Here is a 21844-nt window from a genome sequence, read left to right on the forward strand (position 1 = left end):
CGTCAAGTCCGACCGCGGGCTTGCGTGATTTCCGATGGGCGGTACGAAGAGGTTGTCGGTCGCCGTTCGCTCAAGTTGAGCGAATAGGTGCTGGTCATTGCGCAGACGCCGCCACATACTCGGGCATTCGTTGATACACGGAGGTCTCTCATGCGGCGCGTGGTGTTCAATCAGAAAGGTGGCGTGGGCAAGTCGAGCATCGCCTGCAACCTGGCGGCAGTCAGTGCCAGCGAAGGTTACCGGACCCTGTTGATCGACCTGGATGCCCAGGCGAATTCGACTCAGTACCTCACCGGCCTCACCGGCGAGGACATTCCCATGGGCATTGCCGACTTCTTCAAGCAGAGCCTGTCCAGCGGCCCGTTCAGCAAGAAGAACAAGGTCGATATCTACGAAACGCCGTTTGACAACCTTCATGTGGTGACGGCGACGGCCGAACTGGCCGACCTTCAGCCCAAGCTCGAGGCCAAGCACAAGATCAACAAGCTGCGTAAGTTGCTCGACGATCTGGACGAGGACTACGAGCGCATCTACATCGATACGCCCCCTGCACTCAATTTTTATGCGGTTTCTGCGCTGATTGCCGCTGATCGCGTGCTTATTCCCTTCGATTGCGACAGTTTCTCGCGCCAGGCGCTGTATGGCCTGCTGGCCGAGATCGAAGAGCTCAAGGACGACCACAACGAGGACCTGGTGGTCGAAGGCATCGTGGTCAATCAGTTCCAGTCCCGCGCCAGCCTGCCTCAGCAGATGCTCGACGAACTGCTGGCCGAGGGTCTTCCGGTGTTACCGGTATATCTGGGCAGTTCGGTGAAGATGCGCGAATCGCACCATGCCAGCCTGCCGCTGATCCACTTGGAGCCACGGCACAAGCTCACGCAGCAGTTTGTCGAGTTGCATGACCTTCTTGAGGAAAATGGGTGATCTGCGACGCCTGCCAGAGCGAGCGCCGCCTGCGCGGCGCATCGCGAGCGAGGCTCGCTCCTACAGGCGTACGGCGCGGTATCGAGTCAAATCAAAAAGGCGGCCGTGCGCGACTGTTACAGGCATCATTGGCCCGAAACAAACGTGGCGAGCTTTGCTCGCGATGCGCCGCGCGGGCGGCGCTCGATCTCACAGCCGACCCTAAACCCCCTGGCTGCGCAGCCATTCCAGCAGTGTCTGCAGTGGAAACGCCCCGGCCTGGCGGGCGACTTCGCGGCCGTTCTTGAACAGGATCAGGCTGGGGATCGAGCGGATGCCCAACTGGCCTGCCAGGTTGCGGTTGGCTTCGCTGTCGAGCTTGGCCAGGCGGCAGCGGCCCTGAAGCTGGCGAGCGGCCTGTTCGAAGGTGGGGGCGAAGGATTTGCAGGGGCCGCACCAGTCCGCCCAGACGTCCAGCAGCAGTGGCAAGTCGCCTTTGATCTGGCTGGCATAGCTGCTTTCGGTGAGCGCGAAGGGTTTGCTCAGCAGCACGTCCTGTTTGCAACGCCCGCATTTGGGCGCGTCGCCCAGGCGGGCGGCGGGCAGGCGGTTGAGGCCGTTGCAGTGGGGGCAGGGGATCAGCAGCGGGTCGGACATGAGGGCTCCTTGGGTGTTTGTTCTGGCCTTGTCGCCGGCCGTGTGAATCAGGACGAGCAGCTGATTTCCAGGTGCTTGCCCCACTCAGGTGGCCGTTCGGCATAGGCCTGCATGCCGGGTTGTTCGTCGAACGGCCGGCTCAGCACCAGGTGCAGTCGCCTCACTTCACTGTAATCCCCTGCCTCGGCCGCTTCGATAGCTTTCTGCGCCAAATAGTTACGCAGCACATACAGCGGGTTCACCGCATGCATGCGTTCACGCCGTCCGTCGGCATTACCGGCTTCCCGTTGGCAGCGCGCCAGGTAGTCCACGCCCCAGGCATCGAAGCCGGCCAGGTCGACGAAATCGTCGCGCACCGCCTTCAAGGCATCGGCCACCGGTTGCTCGCCCAGCCTGCGGAAGAACAGGTTGTAGTCCACGCCACCGCTTTGCATACGCTGCAGCAGTCGTTCGACCAGCGCCAGGTCGTCATCCTCGGCAGTGGTCAGGCCCAGGCGCCGCCGCATCAGGTCCAGGTAATGTGCCTGGTACAACGGCAGGAACAATTCCAGCGCTTGCTTGAGCGGTTCCACCTCGATCACAGTGGTCAAGGCCTGGGCCAGCGCGCTGAGGTTCCAGTGGGCGATAGGTACCTGGTTGCTGTAGCTGTAGCGGCCACGGTCATCGGAGTGGTTGCAGATGAAGTTGGCGTCGAAGTCGTCGAGGAAGGCGTAAGGGCCAAAGTCGAAGGTGATGCCGAGGATCGACATGTTGTCGGTGTTCATCACCCCGTGACAGAAGCCATAGGCCTGCCAGCGGGCGATCAGTTCGGCATTGCGCTCGACGATGGTACGGAACATCGCAAGGTAAGGCTGTTCGGCCTCGCGGCACTCGGGGTAGTGCTGTTCCAGTACATGGTCGAGGAGTATGCGCTGCTGCTCGGGTTGGCGGGTGTAGTAAAAATACTCGAAATGACCAAAGCGAACGTGGCTTGGCGCCAGACGCATCAGCATGGCGGCGCTTTCGCGGGTTTCGCGCCACACTGGAGTGCTCGAACCTACCACGCACAAGGCTCGGCTGCTGGGAATGCCGAGGGCGTGCAGGGCCTCGGAGGCGAGGAACTCGCGGATCGACGAGCGCAACACGGCGCGGCCGTCGCCCATGCGCGAGTACGGCGTCTGGCCGGCACCCTTGAGGTGCAGGTCCCAGTGCTCGCCGGCATCGTTCAGTACCTCGGCCAACAGCAGGCCGCGGCCATCGCCCAGGCGCGGATTGTAGGAGCCGAACTGGTGGCCTGAATACACCATCGCTCGCGGGTCGGCTTCTTCCCACAGCTTGTGACCGCTGAACAGCTCGGCGAACAGCGGGGATTGGGCCTCTGTTGGGTCGAGGTCGAGCAGTGCCATGGCCGACTCGCTCGCCACTACCAGGCGCGGCTCGGCGATGGGCTCGGGCAGTACCTGGGTGGAGAACGCATCGCCCAGGCGGGCGAAGCGGTTGTCGAAGCTGAGTTGGTCGAGGGTTTTCACGGGCGGCTCCTGAGTGGGGTGCCTGGGGCCGCTTCACGGCCCAATCGCTGGCGAGCCTGCTCCCCACAGGGCAGTTGCAGGAGCGGGATCGCCTGTGATCGAGGGCATCGCCCTCGCAGGGATTGTGCACAGCATAAAGGATTCGAACCCACTCAGGCCGGTTGAGCTCCATCCGGTTTCGGTTGCTCCATCGGAATCAGCTGCTGCTTGCCACCCTTGGGATCTATCAGGAACACCTCGACCTGGCGTACCGAGATCTTGATGTTGTGTGCCTTGAACTCACGGTTGATGTAGCGGTTGATCTCATCCAGGGTCGGGTTGCGGTCGCCCAGGTCGCGCACATGCATGCGCAGTTCGTGGTCGAGCGAGCTTTCGCCGAAGTTGAGGAAGTACACGATCGGCTCAGGGTCCTTGAGTACCCGCGGGTTCTCATGGGCGCCCTTGAGCAGAATCTCACGGACCAGGTCCAGGTCCGAACCGTAGTCGATACCCAGCTTCAGGGTTACCCGGGTGACCGTGTCCGTCAGCGACCAGTTGATCAGCTGGCCGGTGATGAAGGTCTTGTTGGGGACGATGATGTCCTTGCGGTCGAAGTCGGTGATGGTGGTGGCGCGGATGCGGATCTTGCTCACCGTGCCGGACAGATTGCCGATGGTGATGGTGTCGCCGATTCGTACCGGGCGCTCGAACAGGATCATGATGCCGGAGATGAAGTTGGCGAAGATTTCCTGCATGCCGAAGCCCAAGCCAACCGACAGCGCCGCCACCAGCCATTGCAGCTTGTCCCAGCTCACGCCAAGGGTCGACAGCGTAGTCACGATACCGACGCCGACAATGGTGTACGACAGCAGCGTGGTGGTGGCATAGGCACTGCCTTGCGCCAGGTTCAGGCGTGACAGTACCAGCACCTCCAGCAAACCGGGCAGGTTGCGGGCGAGGGCGAAGGTAATGCCCACGATCACCAGCGCGCCCAGCAGGTCGCCCAGGCTGATGGGCACCATGCTGGCGTTGGCGCCGGTGCCGCTGGTGTATTCGTACAAGGTGAAGTTGTTCAGGTATGCGAACACCGAGATGAGGTCTGCCCAAACCCAGTACAGGCCGGCGATGAAACCACCGAGCAAGGCCAGTCGGATCAGGCGCAAGGACTGCTGGTTGACCTGTTCGATATCCAGGGTCGGCTCTTCGGTGACGACCTCGCCATCGAGGCCCTCCTTGGCCGCCGCACGTTTGCTCAGGGCACGCTGGTACGCCAGGCGCCGCGCGGCAACCGACAGGCCGCGCACGAAGGCGGCTTCGATCACCAGCCAGAACAGCAGCAGGTACAGGGTGTAGATCAGGCGATCGGTAAGCTTCAGGGCGGTGTAGTAGTAGCCGAAGCACACCGCCACGAACAAGGCGATGGGCAGGGCGGTGAAGGCAACCCCGACGGCCTTGCGGAACAGCGACGTGTCGCGGTGAGCAGGGCTACTCAGCAGCAGGCGGCTGAGCAACCAAGCCATCAGTGCGTAGCACGCCAGCACCACGCCGATGCCTAGCACATCGTCGGCCAGTGCCGAGGGCTGGTGCTCGGCGACCGCCACCACACCGACCAAAGCCAGCACCACGGAGCCCAGGCGGCGCACCCAGCCCCGCAGGAACTCGACCTGCGGCTTGTACCAGCGGAAGTGAATTTCCGCCACGCCACCCGGGGCGAGGATGCGGTAGGCGGTGTAGAACACAAGCCACGCCTGTGCCAGCTGCCACAGCGCCGCGCCGAGGTTGGCGTTCTGACCACGTGCATCGATCTGCAAGGCATAGCTGCACAAGGCCAGGCCCAAGCTGACTGGCATGGCAAGGAGGATGTTGATAAGGATGGCCTGCGGCGTGTGCCACTGGCTGTCGCGGCGGAAGTGGCCGATGTCCTGATGCACCTTGCCCAGGCGCTGGTAGAGGTACTTGCGTCGCCACAGCAGCCCGCCAATCACCAGCAGCAATGGCAGGAACAACAGCGGTCGCTGGCCCAAGCCGTCGGCCAGCTCCTTGAGGCCCGACCCCCAGGGCAGGCTGGCAACCTGAGCGGTGAAGCGCTCGGGTACGTAGCGCAGCCAGTCCCAATCCAGCGGCTTGTTGCTGGGAATCCAGAACATCTGCTCTTCGAGGGTGGTGCGCAGCCCTTGTGCGGTGCTGAGCAACTGCTTCTGGTTCAGTTGCAGGGTGATCGACTCATTGAGCAACGCCGACAGTTCGCGGTTCAAGCGTTCGAGCAGGTCGCTGCGGGTGATCGCCACTTCCAGCAGGGCCTTGCGCAGTTGCGGGGTGACGTCGTCCGGCGGCTGGTTGGCCAGCAGCTTGTCGACATAGCTCACCGGGCTGCTCATCTGCTCGCGTTGCTGGTTGATCTCGAACTGGTACAGGCGAATGTCGGCGATCTGGTCGGCCAGGTCGCGGTCGAGCTTCAGGTGCGGCAGTGCCTGCTTCTGCTTGTAGAGGATCTTCGACAGCAGCAGGCTGCCCTTGAGCACGTTGATCTGTTCATCCAGGGCTTGGTCGGCCTGGGTCAGGCTGTCGAGTTGCTGTTTGGTGCGCAGGTTCTGCTGGGTCAGCTCGTTGAGGCGGTCGGTGCTCTTGAGCAGATAGTCGGAGAGCTTGAGGTTGGCGGCACTCTCGTTGGCCAACAAGGTGCTGCCGCCAGCCTTCTGCGCCTCGATCGACTGCTGGGTGACGGTCTGCTGAGACTGGGCCAGGCGCTTGTCGTTGATCAGCGTCTGCAGGTCCTGGATTTCCTGCTCAAGGCGCGCTGCGCGTTCGATCAACAGGTCGTGCCGGGCGTTGCCCAGGTCTTGCAGCAAGCCGTTGCCGGCCAGCTCCTGGCGACGCAGCAGGGTCAGGGCATTGAGCGATGCCAGCTCGGCGTTGAGCTGGTTGCGTTGGTCGGCGTTGAGTGGCTTGCCGTTGTCCTTGCCGTTCTTGAGGCTGCTGTTGATCTGCTGGGTACGGGTCTGGTTGTTGCTGATTTCGGCCTGGGCCCGCTCCGGCCGGGTCTGCGAACTGATGATCAGGCTGTTGGCTTCGGACAAGGCCTTTTGCAACTCGCCTTGTTGGGTGCTGCGCTCGCTGAGCAGTTGTTCAAGCTGAGGCACTGTGAAGTTGGCATAGCGCTGGGCCACCGGCAGTGGCTTGCTGTCCTTGAGCTTGGCCAGTTCGCGTTGGCTGTCGGTGGTTTCTTTCGGCGCTGTGGCCAGTTGTTGCTTCAGCGCAGTGAGCTTCTTCTCGCTGTCTTCTTTGCTGGCCAGCAGGCTCAGGGTCTGTTCGAGAACCTGCTGCAGGGCCTTCTGTTCGGCCTCGGGCAATTTGCGCTCGGCGATCTTGTCGAGGCTGTTCTGGATGCTGGCGGTGGTCGGGACCTCGGCCGCGGTGGCCGCGAACGAGAGGGACAGGCACAGCCCGAGCAGGGCTGCGCGAAGGTGCGCGCGCAGGGACATAGGCAGACTACATTGTGGATCGGGCAGAATCGGAGTTTAGAGGAACAAGCCCGGGCCGGGTCGGGTTCCTTCGGGGAATCTGACGCCGACTTTCTGGACATTGTTCCCGTCCATGGTCGCGACGGTCCAGATGGTGCCATGCCATTCGACCTGGTCGCCTACTACTGGAGCGCCTCCGACCTTCTGTCGGATGAACTGCGCCAGTGGCATTTTTGCGTCGAGACCATCGAGTTTCAGGCCGTAAAGCGCCGCCACCGCACCCAGTTCGGCATCGCCTTCGAGGACGAAGTCGCCGAAGAAGCGCAGGTCGAGGCCGCGCTGCGGCGCCTGGCTGAACAATTTGCCCAGGGCTGGAAGGTTATGTTCATGGCCAATCACGCAGAGCATGTCGCCGACTTCCAGCACGGTGCTTCCGGAGGGGTGCAGCAACTGCTCGCCCCTGAACAATGCAGCGATGCGCGTGCCTTCGGGCATCTTCAGCTCACGCAGGGCGGCGCCGATGCACCATTTCTCGGCGCCCAGGCGATAGACGAACAACTCCCACTCGCTGGTGACGTGCACCTCCAGTGCGGAGCGGGAAATCGGCGCAGGGTCTGGCGGTACGGTGACCTTGAGCAGCTTGGCCATCCACGGCAGGCTGGTGCCTTGGACCAGCAGCGACACCAGGACGATGAAGAAGGCCAGGTTGAAGAACAGCTGGGCGTCCGGCAAGCCCGCCATGAGCGGAAACACCGCCAGGATGATGGGTACCGCGCCGCGCAGGCCGACCCACGAGATGAAGGCCTTCTCGCGGCCATGGAAGGCCTTGAATGGCAGCAGGCTGGCCACTACCGAAAGCGGGCGGGCCACCAGGATCATCCACAGCGCAAGGCCAAGTGCAGGCAGGGCGATGGGGAGCAGGTCATGAGGGGTTACCAGCAGGCCCAGGACCAGGAACATGCCGATCTGCGCCAGCCAGGCCATGCCGTCGAGCATGTGCAGAATGCCGTGGCGGCTGCGAATGGGTTTGTTGCCCAGCACCAGGCCGCACAGGTAGACGGCGAGGAAGCCGCTGCCATGCAGGGCGTTGGTCAGCGAGAACACCACCAGGCCGCCTGCCACCACGAGGATCGGGTACAGGCCACCGGCCAGGTTGATGCGGTTGACCAGTTGCAGCATCAGCCAGCCACCGCCCAGGCCCAGCAGGCCACCGATACCGAACTCGCGGATCAGGTGGGTCAGCAGGCTCCAGTGCAGGCCAGTCTGGCCGCTGGCGATCATGTCGATCAGGGTGACGGTGAGAAACACCGCCATGGGGTCGTTGCTGCCCGACTCGATCTCCAGCGTCGCCGTCACCCGCTCGTTCAGGCCCTTGCCGCCCAGCAGCGAGAACACCGCCGCGGCGTCTGTGGAGCCAACGATGGCGCCGATCAGCAGGCCCTGGATCAGGTTCAGGTCGAACAGCCAGGCAGCGACCATGCCCGTCAGGCCGGTGGTGATCAGCACGCCGACGGTGGCCAGCGACAGGGCCGGCCACAGGGCTACGCGGAAGCTCGCCACCCGTGTACGCAGGCCGCCATCGAGCAGGATCACGGCCAATGCCAGGTTACCCACCAGGTAGGCGGTCGGGTAGTTGTTGAAGATGATGCCGCCACCGTCCACGCCCGCGACCATGCCGACGGCGAGGATGATGACCAGGATGGGGATGCCCAGGCGCGAAGATAGCGAGCTGACCAGAATACTTGCGCCCACCAGCAATGCGCCGATCAGGAACAGGCTGTTGATGGTGCTTGCATCCAAAGGCAGGTACTCCGGGACATCGCGAGAGAAGGGACTTGCGAGAATGAACTAGCAGGTCGCGTGCCAACTGATTCTAACCTGATGAATTAGCAGGCTGTAAAGCGTTTCCGCAGATGAAAAAAAGGCACCGCGCAGGGTGCCTTTTCTGGTGTTGCAGGGGTGGGCTCTTTCGCGGGTTCACCCGCGAAGAGGCCGGGGCAGGTTCATGCCTGCTTCACCTCGCGCATCGGCTTGCCCTTCACCGGTGCACCATTGGCCACGTAGTACTTGGCGGTGCTGCGCGGCAGTGGCTTGCGGCCACGGATCTTGTCCGAGATCTTCTCGGCGATCATGATCGTGGTGGCGTTGAGGTTGCCGGTGATGATGATCGGCATGATCGACGCATCGACCACACGCAGGCCTTGCATGCCATGCACTCGGCCTTCGCCATCGACCACCGCCATGTCGTCGGTGCCCATCTTGCACGAGCAGGACGGGTGGAAGGCGGTTTCGGCGTGCTCGCGGATGAACTTGTCCAGTTCTTCGTCCGTCTGCACGTGCGCGCCCGGGCTGATCTCGCGGCCACGGTACGGGTCGAGTGCCGGCTGGGCCATGATCTCGCGGGTCAGGCGGATACCGTCACGGAATTCCTGCCAGTCCTGCTCGGTGGCCATGTAGTTGAACAGGATGCTTGGGTGCTGGCGTGGGTCTTTGGACTTGAGCTTGATGCGGCCACGGCTAGGCGAACGCATGGAGCCCATGTGTGCCTGGAAGCCGTGCTCCTTGACCCCGTTGGAACCGTTGTAGTTAATCGCGACCGGCAGGAAGTGGTACTGAATGTTCGGCCACTTGAACTCAGGGCGAGTACGGATGAAACCGCCCGCCTCGAACTGGTTGCTGGCGCCGATACCGGTGCCGTTGAACATCCATTCGGCGCCGATGGCCGGCTGGTTCCACCACAGCAGCGACGGGTACAGCGAGACTGGCTGGGTGCAGGCGTACTGCAGGTACAACTCGAGGTGGTCCTGCAGGTTCTCGCCAACGCCAGGCAGGTCGTGCACGACCGGGATGTCGAGGCTTTCCAGCAGGGCGCGCGGGCCCACGCCGGAGCGCTGCAGCAGCTGTGGCGAGGCGATGGCGCCGGAGCTGACGATGACTTCCTTGCGGGCGCGGGCTTCGACGCGCTCTTCGCTGTCGCCGACCAGGTAAGTCACGCCGATGGCGCGCTTGCCGTCGAACAGCACGCGGTCGGTCAGGGCATGGGTGACGATGGTCAGGTTCGGACGCTTCTTGGCCTGGTCCAGGTAGCCTCGGGCGGTGCTCGAACGGCGGCCTTTCTTGGTCACGGTACGGTCCATCGGACCGAAGCCTTCCTGCTGGTAGCCGTTGAGGTCTTCGGTGCGTGGGTAGCCAGCTTGCACACCGGCTTCGACCATGGCGTGGAACAGCGGGTTGTTGCCGGCCTTGGGCGTGGTGACGCTGACCGGGCCTTCGCCGCCGTGGTAGTCGTTCGGGCCGATGTCGCGAGTTTCTGCCTTGCGGAAGTACGGCAGGCAGTCCAGGTAGGTCCAGTCTTCCAGGCCTGGCAGTTCTGCCCAGCCGTCGAAGTCCATGGCGTTACCGCGGATGTAGCACATGCCGTTGATCAGCGAGGAGCCACCCAGGCCCTTGCCACGACCACATTCCATGCGGCGGCCATCCATGTGCGGCTCTGGATCGGTCTCGTAGGCCCAGTTGTAGCGGCGGCCCTGCAGTGGGAAGGCCAAGGCGGCTGGCATCTGGGTGCGGAAGTCGAAGCGGTAGTCGGGGCCACCGGCTTCCAGCAGCAGTACGGTGACGCCGGCGTCTTCGGTCAGGCGGGCGGCCAGGGTGTTACCGGCCGAGCCGGCACCGACGATGATGTAATCGAATTCTTGGGACATGGAAGTACCCTCGTGTTGGCGGTGATCAGGGAGCGGAAACGCCCGTGCTCATTGGCACGGGCGTGGCTAGACAGGGTTCAGAAAACCGAGTTGTAGCCGCCCAGCTCGACCTGGACCGACTTGATGCGAGTGTATTGAGCCAGCGAGCTGACGCCGTTCTCACGGCCGACGCCCGACTGCTTGTAGCCACCGACCGGCATTTCCGCCGGCGATTCACCCCAGGCGTTGATCCAGCAGATACCGGCTTCGAGCTTGTGGATGATGCGGTGGGCGCGGCTGATGTCGTTGGTGCACACGCCAGCGGCCAGGCCGTATTCGGTGTCGTTGGCGCGGCGGATGACTTCTTCTTCGGTTTCGTAGGTGAGGATGCTCATCACCGGGCCGAAGATTTCTTCCTTGACGATGGTCATGTCGTCGGTGCAGTCGGTGAAGACGGTCGGGGCCACGAAGGCACCCTTGGCGAAGTCGCCTTGGGTCAGACGCTCACCGCCGCACAGAACGCGGGCACCTTCTTCCTTGCCCTTGGCGATGTAGCCCAGGACGCTCTCCATGTGCGGGAAGCTGACCAGCGGACCGAAGTTGGTGTTTTCGTCTTCTGGGTTGCCAGCACGGATACGGGCCACGCGCTCGACGATCTTGGCTTCGAAGGCTGCCTTGAGTTCGGCTGGGATGAACACGCGGGTGCCGTTGGTGCACACCTGGCCCGAGCTGTAGAAGTTGGCCATCATGGCGATGTCGGCGGCCTTGTCCAGGTCGGCGTCGGCGCAGATGATCAGCGGCGACTTACCGCCCAGTTCCATGGTCACTTCCTTCAGCGAGGAGCTGGAGGCGCTGGCCATGACCTTCTTGCCGGTGGTGGTGCCGCCGGTGAAGGAGACTTTCTCGATGCGTGGGTGCTCGGTCAGCCAGGTGCCGACTTCACGGCCGCTACCGGTCAGGACGTTGAATACGCCATCCGGCAGGCCGGCTTCGGTGTAGATCTCGGCCAGTTTCAGCGTGGTCAGCGAAGTGACTTCCGAAGGCTTGAAGATCATCGCGTTGCCGGCAGCCAGGGCTGGCGCGGATTTCCACAGGGCGATCTGGATCGGGTAGTTCCAGGCGCCGATACCGACGGTTACGCCCAGTGGCTCGCGGCGGGTATAGACGAAGGAGGATTCACGCAGCGGAATCTGCTCGCCTTCGATGGCCGGTACCAGGCCAGCGTAGTACTCCAGCACGTCGGCGCCGGTGACGATATCGACGTAGCGGGTTTCGGAGTACGACTTGCCGGTGTCCAGGGTTTCCAGCATGGCCAGTTCGTCGTTGCGCTCGCGCAGGATGTCGACGGCGCGGCGCAGGATGCGCGAGCGCTGCATGGCGGTCATGGCAGCCCAGACTTTCTGGCCGCGCTCGGCGCTTTCCACGGCTTTTTCGACGTCAGCCTGGGTAGCGCGCTGTACGTAGGCGAGGACTTCGCCAGTGGCCGGGTTGATGGCTTCGAAAGTGGCATCGCTGCCGGCGTCGACATAACCACCATCAATGTAGAGTTTTTGCGTTCCGAAACGGGCCATAGTGTCCTCGCAAGTGCAGTGTGTGGTTGGCTTTCGCGTCACGCTCCTGCCGGGTTGGCAAGTGCCGTGCGCGGTTGTTCAGCGGCCTGGTCGTCAGTGCCCAGGGTGTGCTGTTTAGCCAGTTGTAGATCCATGTATTCGTAAGCAATCCGTATCGCCTGATCGGTGTCGAATGCGTCACCCGACAGTGCTCCACGCAGCCACAAGCCGTCGATCAGGGCCGCCAGGCCGCGGGCTGCCTTGCGCGCATGGTAGAGCGGCAGGGCGCGGCGGAACTGGCAGCACAGGTTGGAGTACAAGCGGTGGTCATTGATCCGCTGCAACCTGTGCAAATCGGGCTGGTGCATGCTGGAAGCCCAAAAGGCCAACCAGGTTTTCATCGCCGGGCCGTTCACCTGGCTGGCATCGAAGTTGCCCTCGATGATCACTTTCAGGTGGGCTCGCGGGCTGTCGTCGGTCAGTGACTGGCGACGCGCCCTCACGCCTTCGTTGAGCATGCTCATGATGTAACCCATCGTCGCTGCGATCAGGCCGTTCTTGTCCCGAAAGTAGTGACTGATGATGCCGTTCGACACCCCGGCCAAACGGGCAATCAGCGCAATGCTGGCGTCCCCCAGGCCGACCTGATCGACCGCCTGTAACGTGGCTTCGATCAACTGCTGGCGGCGGATGGGTTGCATACCGACCTTGGGCATCTTGCTATCTCCTCAGGCCTGCGAGCAGACGACGGGCGGCTGACTCGGCGAAGGCCAGTCTATTTTGTTTTGATTGAACGTTCAATCAATAAAGAATAAGCTCTGCGACAATTTGTGCCATTGACAGTATTTCACACGGTCGAGAAGGCACGAATCGACACCCCAGGAAATCGTGTAACCCCCGGAATACAAGGCGTTGACGGGCTAGAGCGAAGCGAAAGACAGATTCTGCCAGACGGTCGACGACCTGCGGCAGGCCCTTGGAGCGGGCGGTGTGCTCTGTGACCAATGCGCGCACTTTCAGGGTGAGTGCACAGTCGGACACGGACCACCTGTCTGGTTTTTTGCAACGTTTCGATTCGGGATCACGGTTTCCAGGGTGCTTTTATAACACCTGACGCAGTGGGGCTATTGCACCAATTGCGCGGGAAAAGACTGATTAGCCTCCACAGCCGCACTGCCCGGAGCATTCGTGCAATGAGTTCTGCCTCCCTTACCAAACCCCCCGCCGAGAGGGTGCGGGTCAATCGCGTGGTGTTCTACACCTCCGCGCTGTTGGTCCTTGTTCTGACTGCCTTGCTGATCGCTGTACCCGAAACCGCCGGCCAAGTACTGGGCGTAGCCCAGAAATGGCTCACCCGTACCTTCGGTTGGTACTACATGCTGGTGATCTGCGGTTACCTGCTGTTCGTCGTTTACCTGGCTTTCTCCGATTTCGGAAAACTCAAGCTCGGTGGCAAGGACGACCAGCCCGACTTCAGCTACGGCGCCTGGGCCGGCATGCTGTTCTCTTCGGGTATCGGCATTTCGCTGCTGTACTTCGGCGCTTCCGAGCCGCTGGACCACTACTTCAACCCGCCGGAAGGCACGCCAGCCAGTCTCGAAGCCGCGCGCCAGGGCTTGCAGCTGACCTTCCTGCACTGGGGCCTGCATGGCTGGGCGATCTATGCGCTGGTCGGCCTGGCCGTGGGTTACTTCGCCTACCGTCACAACCAGCCGCTGGCATTGCGCTCGGCACTGTTCCCGCTGGTCGGTGAGCGTTGGGTCAAGGGCGCTGCCGGCAATGCCGTGGACATCTTCGGGATGTTCGTCACCCTGCTGGGTCTGGTGACCAACCTGGGTATCGGCGCGATGCAGGTATCGTCGGGCCTGGAGTACCTGTTCGGCATGCAACACAGCCAGACCAACCTGCTGATGGTGATCCTGGTGATGGCTGGCGTTGCTACCGTCGCTGCGGTATCGGGTGTCGAGAACGGTATCCGCCGCCTGTCGAACCTGAACATCATGCTGTTCAGCGGCCTGCTGATCTTCGTTCTGCTGGGTGGCCAGACCCTGCACCTGCTCAATGGCTTCGTGCAAAACATTGGCGACTACCTCAATGGCATCGTGCTGAAGACGTTCGACCTGTACGTCTATGAAGGCGAAGCGGGCAAGTCCGAGCGCTGGTTGGGCCTGTGGACCGTGTTCTACTGGGCCTGGTGGATTTCCTGGGGTCCATTCGTCGGCATGTTCATCGCCCGTATTTCCAAGGGCCGTACCGTGCGTCAGCTGGTCAGCGGTGTACTGTTGATTCCACTGGGCTTCACCCTGGCCTGGCTGTCGATCTTCGGCAACACTGCGCTGGACCTGGTGATCAACCAGGGTGCTGTGGAATTGGGCAAGACCGCGCTGGAACAGCCGTCGATGTCGATCTACCAGCTGCTGGAATACTTCCCTGCGGCCAAGATCGTGATCGGTGTGGCGGTGTTCGTTGGCTTCGTGCTGTTCCTCACCCCAGCCGACTCCGGCGCGGTGATGATGGCCAACCTGTCGTGCAAAGGCGGTAAGGTCGATGAAGACGCCCCGCACTGGATGGTGGTGTTCTGGTCGGTGGTCATCACCCTGGTAACCATCGGTCTGCTGTTCGCGGGTAACTTCGAGGCCATGCAGACCATGGTGGTTCTGGCAGGCCTGCCGTTCTCGGTGGTGCTGGTGCTGTTCATGTTCGGCCTGTACAAGGCCATGAAGCAGGACGTTGCGGTTGAAAACGAGCGCGCCGAGCTGGCAGCCCGCGGCCGTCGCGGTTTCAGCGAGCGCTTGACTCAGCTGGATCTGCAGCCGACCCAAGCGGTGGTTCAGCGCTTCATGGACAAGCAGGTCAGCCCGGCGCTGAAAGAGGCGGCCACACAGCTGCAGAACCTTGGCTTCGACGTGGAAACCCGTGTAGGCCAGTCGCGCAACATGATGGGCCTGCGGGTGATGATGGAAGAGGGCAACCCGTTCGTCTATGAAGTGAGCCTGGATGGCTACCTGGCCGCGCCGAGCGAGGCCCCCGTGGAGGGCGAACCGCAAGTGCGCCAACGCTTCTACCGTGCCGAGGTCTACCTGCACGATGGCAGTCAGGAGTACGACCTGATGGGCTTCGCGCCTGATCAGATCGTGCGTGATGTGCTCGATCAGTTCGAGAGCCATCGGCAATTGCTGGGACGCGTCTACAGCTGATGCGTATGAAAAAGCCCTGCTGCAATAGCAGGGCTTTTTGTCGGTGCTTGCAATAAGTAGCACCGCAGGCGCGACCCTGCGCGCAAGGCTTCCGGTCCACTCACCAGGAGGCCAAGGGCATGCCCAGTTTCGACACCCCGACATTCGACTTTCAACGCGCCGCTGCCCGGCAGTTCGGCGATCGACCGACGCTGCGCCAGGTCGCGAGCGAACAACTGCTCAAACTGCTGCTTGCCGAGCTGCCGTGGCTGGCATCCGTACAGCCTGCATTGTCGTCCGCCGACCCATTGACGTTGGACAGTCCAGACCCATCGACCCCGTACTGGAACACCCAACCGTTGGTCGAGCGCGTTCTGCAGGCCATGCTCCAGACCCAGTCCATCGACCTGCAACCGCTTGATGGGCGCCACCATAACCTCGGGCTGATCGCACCTTATCGCTTCGCCGGTTCCAGCAGCGCGTACGACACCCGCCAGTTGCCGGACCTAGGCCCGGCGCTCGACGAGCTGATCGAGCGATTGCCGCAACATTTCTGCCAGGCTCAGCTCGACTATTGGAACGGTGTCGGCAGTGGTGCAAGCAGCCGAGACAGCTGGATGCAGTTGCTGTTGAAGACCGCGCTATTGCGTGGGTTGCCATTGCAAGGCCTGGATGCCCAGGAGCAGGCGTGCATACGAGGGCTGATTCGCGGTGGTGGCGATCAGCCTGACGTGAGCTTCGTGCAGGTCGAGTTATCCACAGGCTCGCGTAGCGTGAACGAAACCTTGGGTCATCTGCTGGTCACCGGCGAGTGGGATGAGCGGGAGGTCATCCTATGGTGCGCGCCTTCTGGGCAGGTGAGCAGTTTCGCCTCGATGAAGGCGTTTGCCGTGGCCCTGCGCAATGAACTGGCGCAGCGCTACAGCTTCGATGCCATGAGCTGGCAGCGATACAGGGTGGAGGGCAATGTCGCGGCGCAACAAGTGGTGCAGTTGCTGGAGCAGATGTTCGAACGGGTCCAAAGGGTGCGCTACGGGCGCTTGGCCGATGTGCCGGCGCTGGAACAGCTGTTCGCCCAGCTGAGCGACCCGGCGCAGTGGTTCGTCAGCTACCTGGACGACACGCCTGCGGTCAAACCGCCACCGGGGCTGCTGACAAGCGCAGCCAATGACACGTTCCAATACCGCAATGCGTTGCTGCAGCTCGCTGTGGACCACTTGGATGCCGAAGGCGTGGCTGCCCTGGATGGCGTCATGAGCTTGCACGACTACACCCACCAACGACTGAGCGAGCAAATGCTCAAGGAGCATGGCGATGCCATGTCGCCGGATGAACTGCTCCTTGAATTCTACATCGCGTCGGGTATCCCCGGAGGATCGGCCACAGGAGCCGGTGGGGGCGAGCCTCTTGCCTGGGCGGGCGAAAAGACCTTGACCGAATATGCCATCGGCAAGCTTGGCTCACTCAAGGACGCCTCGGTAATACGTATCCGTCATGCACAGGGGGCCGCAGTACCCGCGTGGCTGAACGCCGAAGCGGCCAGGCGACTGGTCGAGCGCGTCGACATCGGCGGCACCTATCCTCGCTATGTAGCGCAAGTGCTGGATGATCCGCTGCAGCGGGACCGGCGTGTCCAACGGTTTGGCCGGGAATGGCGCAATGCCCTGCGGTTCAGCGCCCTGCAAGGCAAGCTGGACGGTAAGATCACCGATACTGGCCTGCAGTGTGTCGTCAACTTCTGCAATGGTCATGACGATCCGGACGCACCGCGAATTACCCTGATGCCACTGACCTTCAGGCGCCAGCCCCAGTCCCGCCACGATGACACGGTGCGTGGCATGTACGTGTTGTTCTGCGCCGAGCCCACGCGGGTGCTGCTGTATCGTCCGTTGTACAGGCAGGACACACTGCGTGAGTATGCAAGCTTCGAGAAGTTGCTGGAACACGTGCAAACGTCCGTGCGATTGCAAGCGAGCGTACTCGACTGGTTGCAGCCGCAGGTTCGCCATATCTATGACAACGGCGGTTTCATCGAGCCGCATGTCGCCAGCATCGGCCTGGACCCTTCCAGCTTGCCCGAGCGACCGGCTCCGCCAGTCCTTCAGCCGGTGTTCTGGAATACCAGTCTGGACAACAAGCTTTACGACGCGAACCGTGATTTGCTGGTAGAGCTGGCCGACCAGCAGTCCACCTCCAATGCCGAGCGCCGCTGGGAAACGCTTTCACAAGGCGCTTGGCTGCTGTTCGATGTGGTCACGCTGGTGTTGCGCGGGCCTGTGGCCAGCGTGACGTGGATGGTGCAACTGCTAACGTCCCTCGATCACGATTTGCTTGCCCTTGAACAGGAAGGTGACTTCGACCGGTCTGCCGCCGTGGTCGATTTGTTGCTGAATCTGGGAATGGTCCTGTTGCATGCACGCCAACCCGGCGCTTTGCCTGAAGGTTTTGGGCATATCCCTGACGCATTGGCTCTTGAAGGGCTGGCCGCGCAGAGCGGTGCGTTTCGCGAGATTTCCCTGGTGCCCTTAGAAGGGCCGGTAGCGATGGTCGGTGCACTGGGGGCGCTGCCCGACCGCCAGCTGGACTTCACCTGGCGGGGCAACCATGGTTTCAACTGGCTGCCACCTACTCAGCGCCAGGCGTTGCGCGCCATGCGCTCGGGCGTGGCGTTCGATTCCTCCAGCCTGCAGGCCAGCGGAGGTGCCGCGGGCCTGCACCTTGTCGACGGGCAGTTCTATGCCGTCATGAGCGCAGACGCCTACCCTGTGGAGGTGACGGCGCAGGGCGTGCGGGTAATCGACGGCAAGGGCGGTTACGGGCCCTGGTTAGTCCATGTGGATGGCGGCTGGCGAGTGGATAGCACGCTGCGCCTTGCCGGAGGCATGAAGAACAGTCGCTTGGGCAAGAACCTTGCCGCTCAATTCGAAGCGCTCAGGCACTCGGTCGAAGCGCTCGATAGTCAAGGCAAGGTCGCGATCAGTGCCTTCAGCCAGATCAGTCTGGACATCACCGAACTGCTGGAGAAGATCGACAAGCTCAAGGCGCTTCGCCAAGGTGCGCAGGCCACGCTCGAGGCTGGAGGCTCAGCCGACCAACGCAAGTCGACCGAGGCTGTCATCGAGCACTACGACGCTCGGATCGGTCAATGGCAAGCGCAACTGCTCAGCAAGCGCCATGAATCGGTTCCTCACCTTGAGGTGGCCGTGCAAAAAGACAAGCAGATCAAGGTCAAGCTCGACGCCATGCTTGAACCGAAGTATTCCAACAGCCGCAGCCAGGCGCTCGATAGTGCGATCCAGCAACACAGGGACAATGTCCTGAGCAGCCTCATCTATTACAGCGACTTCATCCTCAACGAACTGTGGAGCCTTGCTGACTACACCGAGTTGTTGGCGCTCAAAGCGGCAGTCGAAGGGCAGCCGCTGGTGCAGGTACAAGAACAGTACCTGGCCTATCTCGACAAGCTCAAGCGTGTCGCGGCAGTCCAGGATCGCATTCTGAGCGCCTATGAGGACCTCGACGTGTTGCTGGTCGAGGCTCCTGCCGATCTGGTCATAAGCATCGGCATGGAAGCCGTCACTCGAACCGCTGGTTCACTCATTCCCAAGCGAAAGTTCAGTACGGTGCAGTTTCGCTTTCACCATGTCCTGAATCTGGCCGACCTGGCGCTGAATCTGGGGTCTGTGAATGATCAGCACATCTTGCGTGGTTACCGGAAAGAATTGGCCGGGCATGAGTTGCGTAATGTGGCCGGTGCCCATGGTGAGCTTGATTTCGCCAATCTGCCGGTCGATGACCGCATAACCATTCTCCAGGATGCCTGGGATGGCTACTCCGAGGCGCTGCTCAACAGCGCGCGCATCGGCAGGGAAGGTGGTGCCTTGGTCAGGGGCGAGATGCTTGACCGCTACCGGACCGAACTGGAAAAACTCAAGGCAGATGCAGGACGACGGCTGGTGGACGCCGTCGAGGAGGCCGAGAAAGGCGTCGTGGCAAGCCAACGTAAAGCTTATCTGGCTACCACCAACTCTCAACGGGTGGTGCGTAACGGGAAGGGGCAGATACTCATCGGCACTGTGATCTCGGAGAACGGACAGGACGTCCTGGAGGTGCGGGAGCCATTCAGCGATACGCTGCTGGCCCGTTTCGACCGGGTGAATGACCGTTGGCAAGAGCGCGACTCAGAGCCAGTCTCTGCCGAGCCGGTGGTGCAAGAGACGGATTCGGCGATGCGCGTGCAGCGCTTGTTGGATGAAAATGCTCAGCTCTCGCGCAAGGCTGATGAATATGTCAAAAGCGACATCAAGGGAACGCGGCTGGCGCAACTGTTCGATGAACAAGTCGATAAGCTAGGCCGTGAGGTGGACTGGTTGACCAGGCAAGGTGCTAGCACCAGTTTGATCAAGGCATTGGAGGCTGCCTCCGACGAGCTGCGCGCGGAAAAGAACCTGAAGCTGATCAAACTCTACACCGAAACGCGTTATCCAACCGCCGAGGCGCTTCGCTTCCTGCATTCTCAGCAGCTGCTGAGAGTGCAGTACATGGGCCCGCGACAGGTCATGCGCAATGACAGTGCATTCGATGAGTACAAGATTATGCGCACCCAGGCGGGCGCTGCGTCTGGCAGGCCGTTGTGGGTGGCGCATTTTCACATGCGATCTGCGGACTCGCCGGCGCGGGATTTCACCCGAGGCCACCTCAAAACCTGGGCTCAGCGGCGCGTGAGTAGCCAGGAGGCCGCGCAGATGGGGCGTCGGGTCCATCGTGGCAGGCTGACCCTCGAGCAAGCCGAGGGCATCATCCCGTTCGATTGAAGCCTCAGCGGTTGCTGTAGCGGCCATGCTTGCCATGGGCAGGCATGGCCTGGTTGCTTCGTACGCTTATCATCTGGCGCAGACCAATCAGGACAACACCTTCAGACTTCAGGCGAGGCAGCTCGCGCTCGAGCACTTGCAGGGTCTGTGGGTAAGGATGCCCGATCACCACGGCCGAGCCTTGGCGCTGCGCCAAGGCGACAGCCTGGTGCAGCTGTCCCTCGATCGCCTCCACGGTGCGTACGTCATCCAGGAACACATCCCGCGAGACATGCGCGACGTCCTGGGCCTGCGCCTCGGCTGCGGCCACGGTGGCGGCGCTGGTGCGGCTGTCGACGAAGAACAGATGGCGCCGTTGCAGCTCGCCCATCAGCCAGGTCATGGGCTCGCGTTGGGCGGTCATGCGGCTGCCCATGTGGTTGTTGAGACCGGCGGCATAGGGCACTTTGGCCAGGGCTGCATCCAGTCGACTGGCCAGTTCCGGCAACGGGGTGCCGGGGTGCCAGGCATAGGGGCCGGTGGCCGGATCCATGGGCATGTGCAGGATGACGGTCTTGCCTGCCTTATGGGCCTGGCGGGCGAAGTCGGTGGCATGGGGCGTATCGGGCATCACGGCCAGGGTGATCGGGCCGGGCAGGGCGAGGGTGCGGCTGTCGCGCTCGCTGCTCTGGCCTAGGTCGTCAATGATGATGCTGATGTAGGCCTTGCCGGCCGGTGCCGCTTGCGCGACCCCGGCCAACAGCCATAGCAGTGAGAACAACAGGTACCGCATGGGGGGCATCATTTACCCGAGGTGATGTTCAAACCTTTGAGCAGGCTCAGCGCCTGGCTCAGTTGGAAGTCATTGTCCTGCGGGCGCTCCTTGCGCTTGCCGCTACCGGTCGGACGGTCGGCGCCACCGTTACCGTTGCCCAGGTGGCCTTGCAGGTCGGCTTCCTTGAAGTTGTCATTGTCGACCTCTGCGGTGAGCTTGGCCGGGCGCACTTCGATGTCCGGCACGATACCCTGGGCTTGGATCGAGCGGCCATTGGGGGTGAAGTACAGTGCAGTGGTGAGCTTCAAGGCACGGTCGTTGGCCAGCGGCAATACGGTCTGCACCGAGCCCTTGCCGAAACTGTCGGTACCCATCAGCACGGCGCGTTTCTGGTCCTGAAGGGCACCGGCGACGATCTCCGAGGCCGAGGCGCTGCCGCCGTTGATCAGTACCACCAACGGCACGCCTTCGCTGGCGTCGGCCGGGTCGGCGGAGAAGCGCAGCTCGGAGTTGGCGATGCGGCCCTTGGTGTAGACGATCAGGCCCTTGGTCAGGAAGTGGTCGGCCACCTCCACGGCAGACTGCAGCACGCCGCCTGGGTTGTTGCGCAGGTCCAGCACCACGCCGCGCAGTTTCTTGCCGTTGTCCTTGCGCAGCTTGGCCAGGGCCTTGCCCACTTCGTCGCCGGTCTTGACCTGGAACTGGGTGATACGGATGTAGCCGTAATCGTTTTCCAGCAGCTGGCTCTTCACGCTCTTGACCTGGATCACCGCGCGGGTGAGGGTCACATCGAATGGGTTGCCGCCATCGCGAACCAGGGTCAGGGTGATCTTTTCGCCAACCTTACCGCGCATCTTGTCCACGGCTTCGGTCATGGTCTGGCCGCGAGTCGGTGCGCCGTTGATCTTCACGATCAAGTCGCCAGCCTGGACGCCTGCGCGCGAGGCCGGGGTGTCGTCGATGGGCGAGACCACCTTGATGAAACCGTCTTCCTGGCCGACTTCGATGCCCAGGCCGCCGAATTCGCCGCTGGTGCTTTCCTGCAGCTCCTGGAAGTCTTCCGGGCCCAGGTAGGCCGAGTGTGGGTCGAGGTTGCTGAGCATACCCTTGATGGCGTTCTCCAGCAGGGTCTTGTCGTCCACGGGTTCGACGTATGCGGCCTTGATACGGTCCATGACCTCGGCAAAGGTACGCAGCTCCTCCAGCGGCAACGGCGCCTTGGCCGTCACTTCGGTGGCCGGTACCGAGGCTGGCTTGGCCGGCTCGGCAGCGATGGCCAGGGGCGCGCCGACCACCAGGGCGATGGTCAGGGCCAGCTGGGTGAGACGTGGGGAGTGCAGCATGTCGAACGAACTCCTGATC

General features: G+C 62.4%; 12 protein-coding genes. 3 read left to right on the forward strand and 9 right to left on the reverse strand.

Annotation, left to right across the window (positions count from 1 at the left end; genetic code table 11):
• Window positions 1-150 precede the first annotated feature (150 nt).
• Window positions 151-924, forward strand: a complete 774-nt coding sequence (locus P3R38_RS01710; RefSeq protein ID WP_023378255.1) for a ParA family protein — start codon at window positions 151-153, stop codon at window positions 922-924.
• Between the two features lie 201 nt (window positions 925-1125).
• Here P3R38_RS01710 and trxC read toward each other — a convergent pair whose 3' ends face one another.
• From trxC to betI, 7 genes are all read right to left on the reverse strand, one after another.
• The gene (trxC, locus tag P3R38_RS01715; RefSeq protein WP_023378256.1) at window positions 1126-1560 is read right to left on the reverse strand and encodes a thioredoxin TrxC; all 435 of its coding nucleotides are present in this window, start codon (window positions 1558-1560) and stop codon (window positions 1126-1128) included.
• Between the two features lie 47 nt (window positions 1561-1607).
• On the reverse strand, window positions 1608-3068 hold the full coding sequence (gene selO / locus P3R38_RS01720; RefSeq protein WP_023378257.1) for a protein adenylyltransferase SelO: 1461 nt from the start codon (window positions 3066-3068) through the stop codon (window positions 1608-1610).
• Between the two features lie 152 nt (window positions 3069-3220).
• The gene (gene mscK, locus P3R38_RS01725) at window positions 3221-6529 is read right to left on the reverse strand and encodes a mechanosensitive channel MscK (RefSeq protein ID WP_027907922.1); all 3309 of its coding nucleotides are present in this window, start codon (window positions 6527-6529) and stop codon (window positions 3221-3223) included.
• Window positions 6530-6565: 36 nt separating this feature from the next.
• A complete protein-coding gene (locus P3R38_RS01730) occupies window positions 6566-8308 on the reverse strand; it encodes a potassium/proton antiporter (protein WP_023378259.1) in 1743 nt (580 codons plus the stop codon).
• 203 nt (window positions 8309-8511) lie between these two features.
• On the reverse strand, window positions 8512-10209 hold the full coding sequence (gene betA / locus P3R38_RS01735; RefSeq protein ID WP_023378260.1) for a choline dehydrogenase: 1698 nt from the start codon (window positions 10207-10209) through the stop codon (window positions 8512-8514).
• Window positions 10210-10286: 77 nt separating this feature from the next.
• The gene (gene betB / locus P3R38_RS01740) at window positions 10287-11759 is read right to left on the reverse strand and encodes a betaine-aldehyde dehydrogenase (RefSeq protein WP_023378261.1); all 1473 of its coding nucleotides are present in this window, start codon (window positions 11757-11759) and stop codon (window positions 10287-10289) included.
• Window positions 11760-11797: 38 nt separating this feature from the next.
• The gene (gene betI / locus P3R38_RS01745) at window positions 11798-12454 is read right to left on the reverse strand and encodes a transcriptional regulator BetI (protein ID WP_023378262.1); all 657 of its coding nucleotides are present in this window, start codon (window positions 12452-12454) and stop codon (window positions 11798-11800) included.
• A 534-nt stretch (window positions 12455-12988) separates the two neighbouring features.
• Between betI and P3R38_RS01750 the strand changes: the two genes are divergently transcribed.
• Together P3R38_RS01750 and P3R38_RS01755 are read left to right on the forward strand one after the other, a co-directional pair.
• The gene (locus P3R38_RS01750; protein WP_238546553.1) at window positions 12989-14935 is read left to right on the forward strand and encodes a BCCT family transporter; all 1947 of its coding nucleotides are present in this window, start codon (window positions 12989-12991) and stop codon (window positions 14933-14935) included.
• A 119-nt stretch (window positions 14936-15054) separates the two neighbouring features.
• Entirely contained in the window at window positions 15055-19728 is a 4674-nt protein-coding gene (locus P3R38_RS01755; RefSeq protein WP_277686774.1) for a DUF6543 domain-containing protein, read from the forward strand.
• A gap of 4 nt (window positions 19729-19732) precedes the next feature.
• On the opposite strand, the gene P3R38_RS01760 is transcribed toward P3R38_RS01755, so the two are convergent.
• Both P3R38_RS01760 and P3R38_RS01765 read right to left on the reverse strand, forming a co-directional pair.
• Entirely contained in the window at window positions 19733-20500 is a 768-nt protein-coding gene (locus tag P3R38_RS01760; RefSeq protein ID WP_023378265.1) for a divergent polysaccharide deacetylase family protein, read from the reverse strand.
• 8 nt (window positions 20501-20508) lie between these two features.
• Window positions 20509-21825 carry a S41 family peptidase gene (locus P3R38_RS01765; RefSeq protein WP_023378266.1) on the reverse strand — a complete coding sequence of 439 codons (1317 nt, stop codon included), beginning with the start codon at window positions 21823-21825 and terminating at the stop codon, window positions 20509-20511.
• Window positions 21826-21844 lie beyond the last annotated feature (19 nt).

Origin of the sequence: Pseudomonas sp. NyZ480, assembly GCF_029537255.1 — a bacterium.
Taxonomy (GTDB): Bacteria; Pseudomonadota; Gammaproteobacteria; order Pseudomonadales; family Pseudomonadaceae; genus Aquipseudomonas; species Aquipseudomonas taiwanensis.

Excerpts from the sequence above, each read along its gene's own strand:
- P3R38_RS01710 (WP_023378255.1), top strand. The coding sequence starts at position 151 with ATGCGGCGCGTGGTGTTCAATCAGAAAGGTGGCGTGGGCAAGTCGAGC.
- P3R38_RS01765 (WP_023378266.1), bottom strand. The coding sequence starts at position 21,825 with ATGCTGCACTCCCCACGTCTCACCCAGCTGGCCCTGACCATCGCCCTG.
- mscK (WP_027907922.1), bottom strand. The coding sequence starts at position 6,529 with ATGTCCCTGCGCGCGCACCTTCGCGCAGCCCTGCTCGGGCTGTGCCTG.
- P3R38_RS01755 (WP_277686774.1), top strand. The coding sequence starts at position 15,055 with ATGCCCAGTTTCGACACCCCGACATTCGACTTTCAACGCGCCGCTGCC.
- P3R38_RS01760 (WP_023378265.1), bottom strand. The coding sequence starts at position 20,500 with ATGCGGTACCTGTTGTTCTCACTGCTATGGCTGTTGGCCGGGGTCGCG.
- trxC (WP_023378256.1), bottom strand. The coding sequence starts at position 1,560 with ATGTCCGACCCGCTGCTGATCCCCTGCCCCCACTGCAACGGCCTCAAC.
- betA (WP_023378260.1), bottom strand. The coding sequence starts at position 10,209 with ATGTCCCAAGAATTCGATTACATCATCGTCGGTGCCGGCTCGGCCGGT.
- betB (WP_023378261.1), bottom strand. The coding sequence starts at position 11,759 with ATGGCCCGTTTCGGAACGCAAAAACTCTACATTGATGGTGGTTATGTC.
- betI (WP_023378262.1), bottom strand. The coding sequence starts at position 12,454 with ATGCCCAAGGTCGGTATGCAACCCATCCGCCGCCAGCAGTTGATCGAA.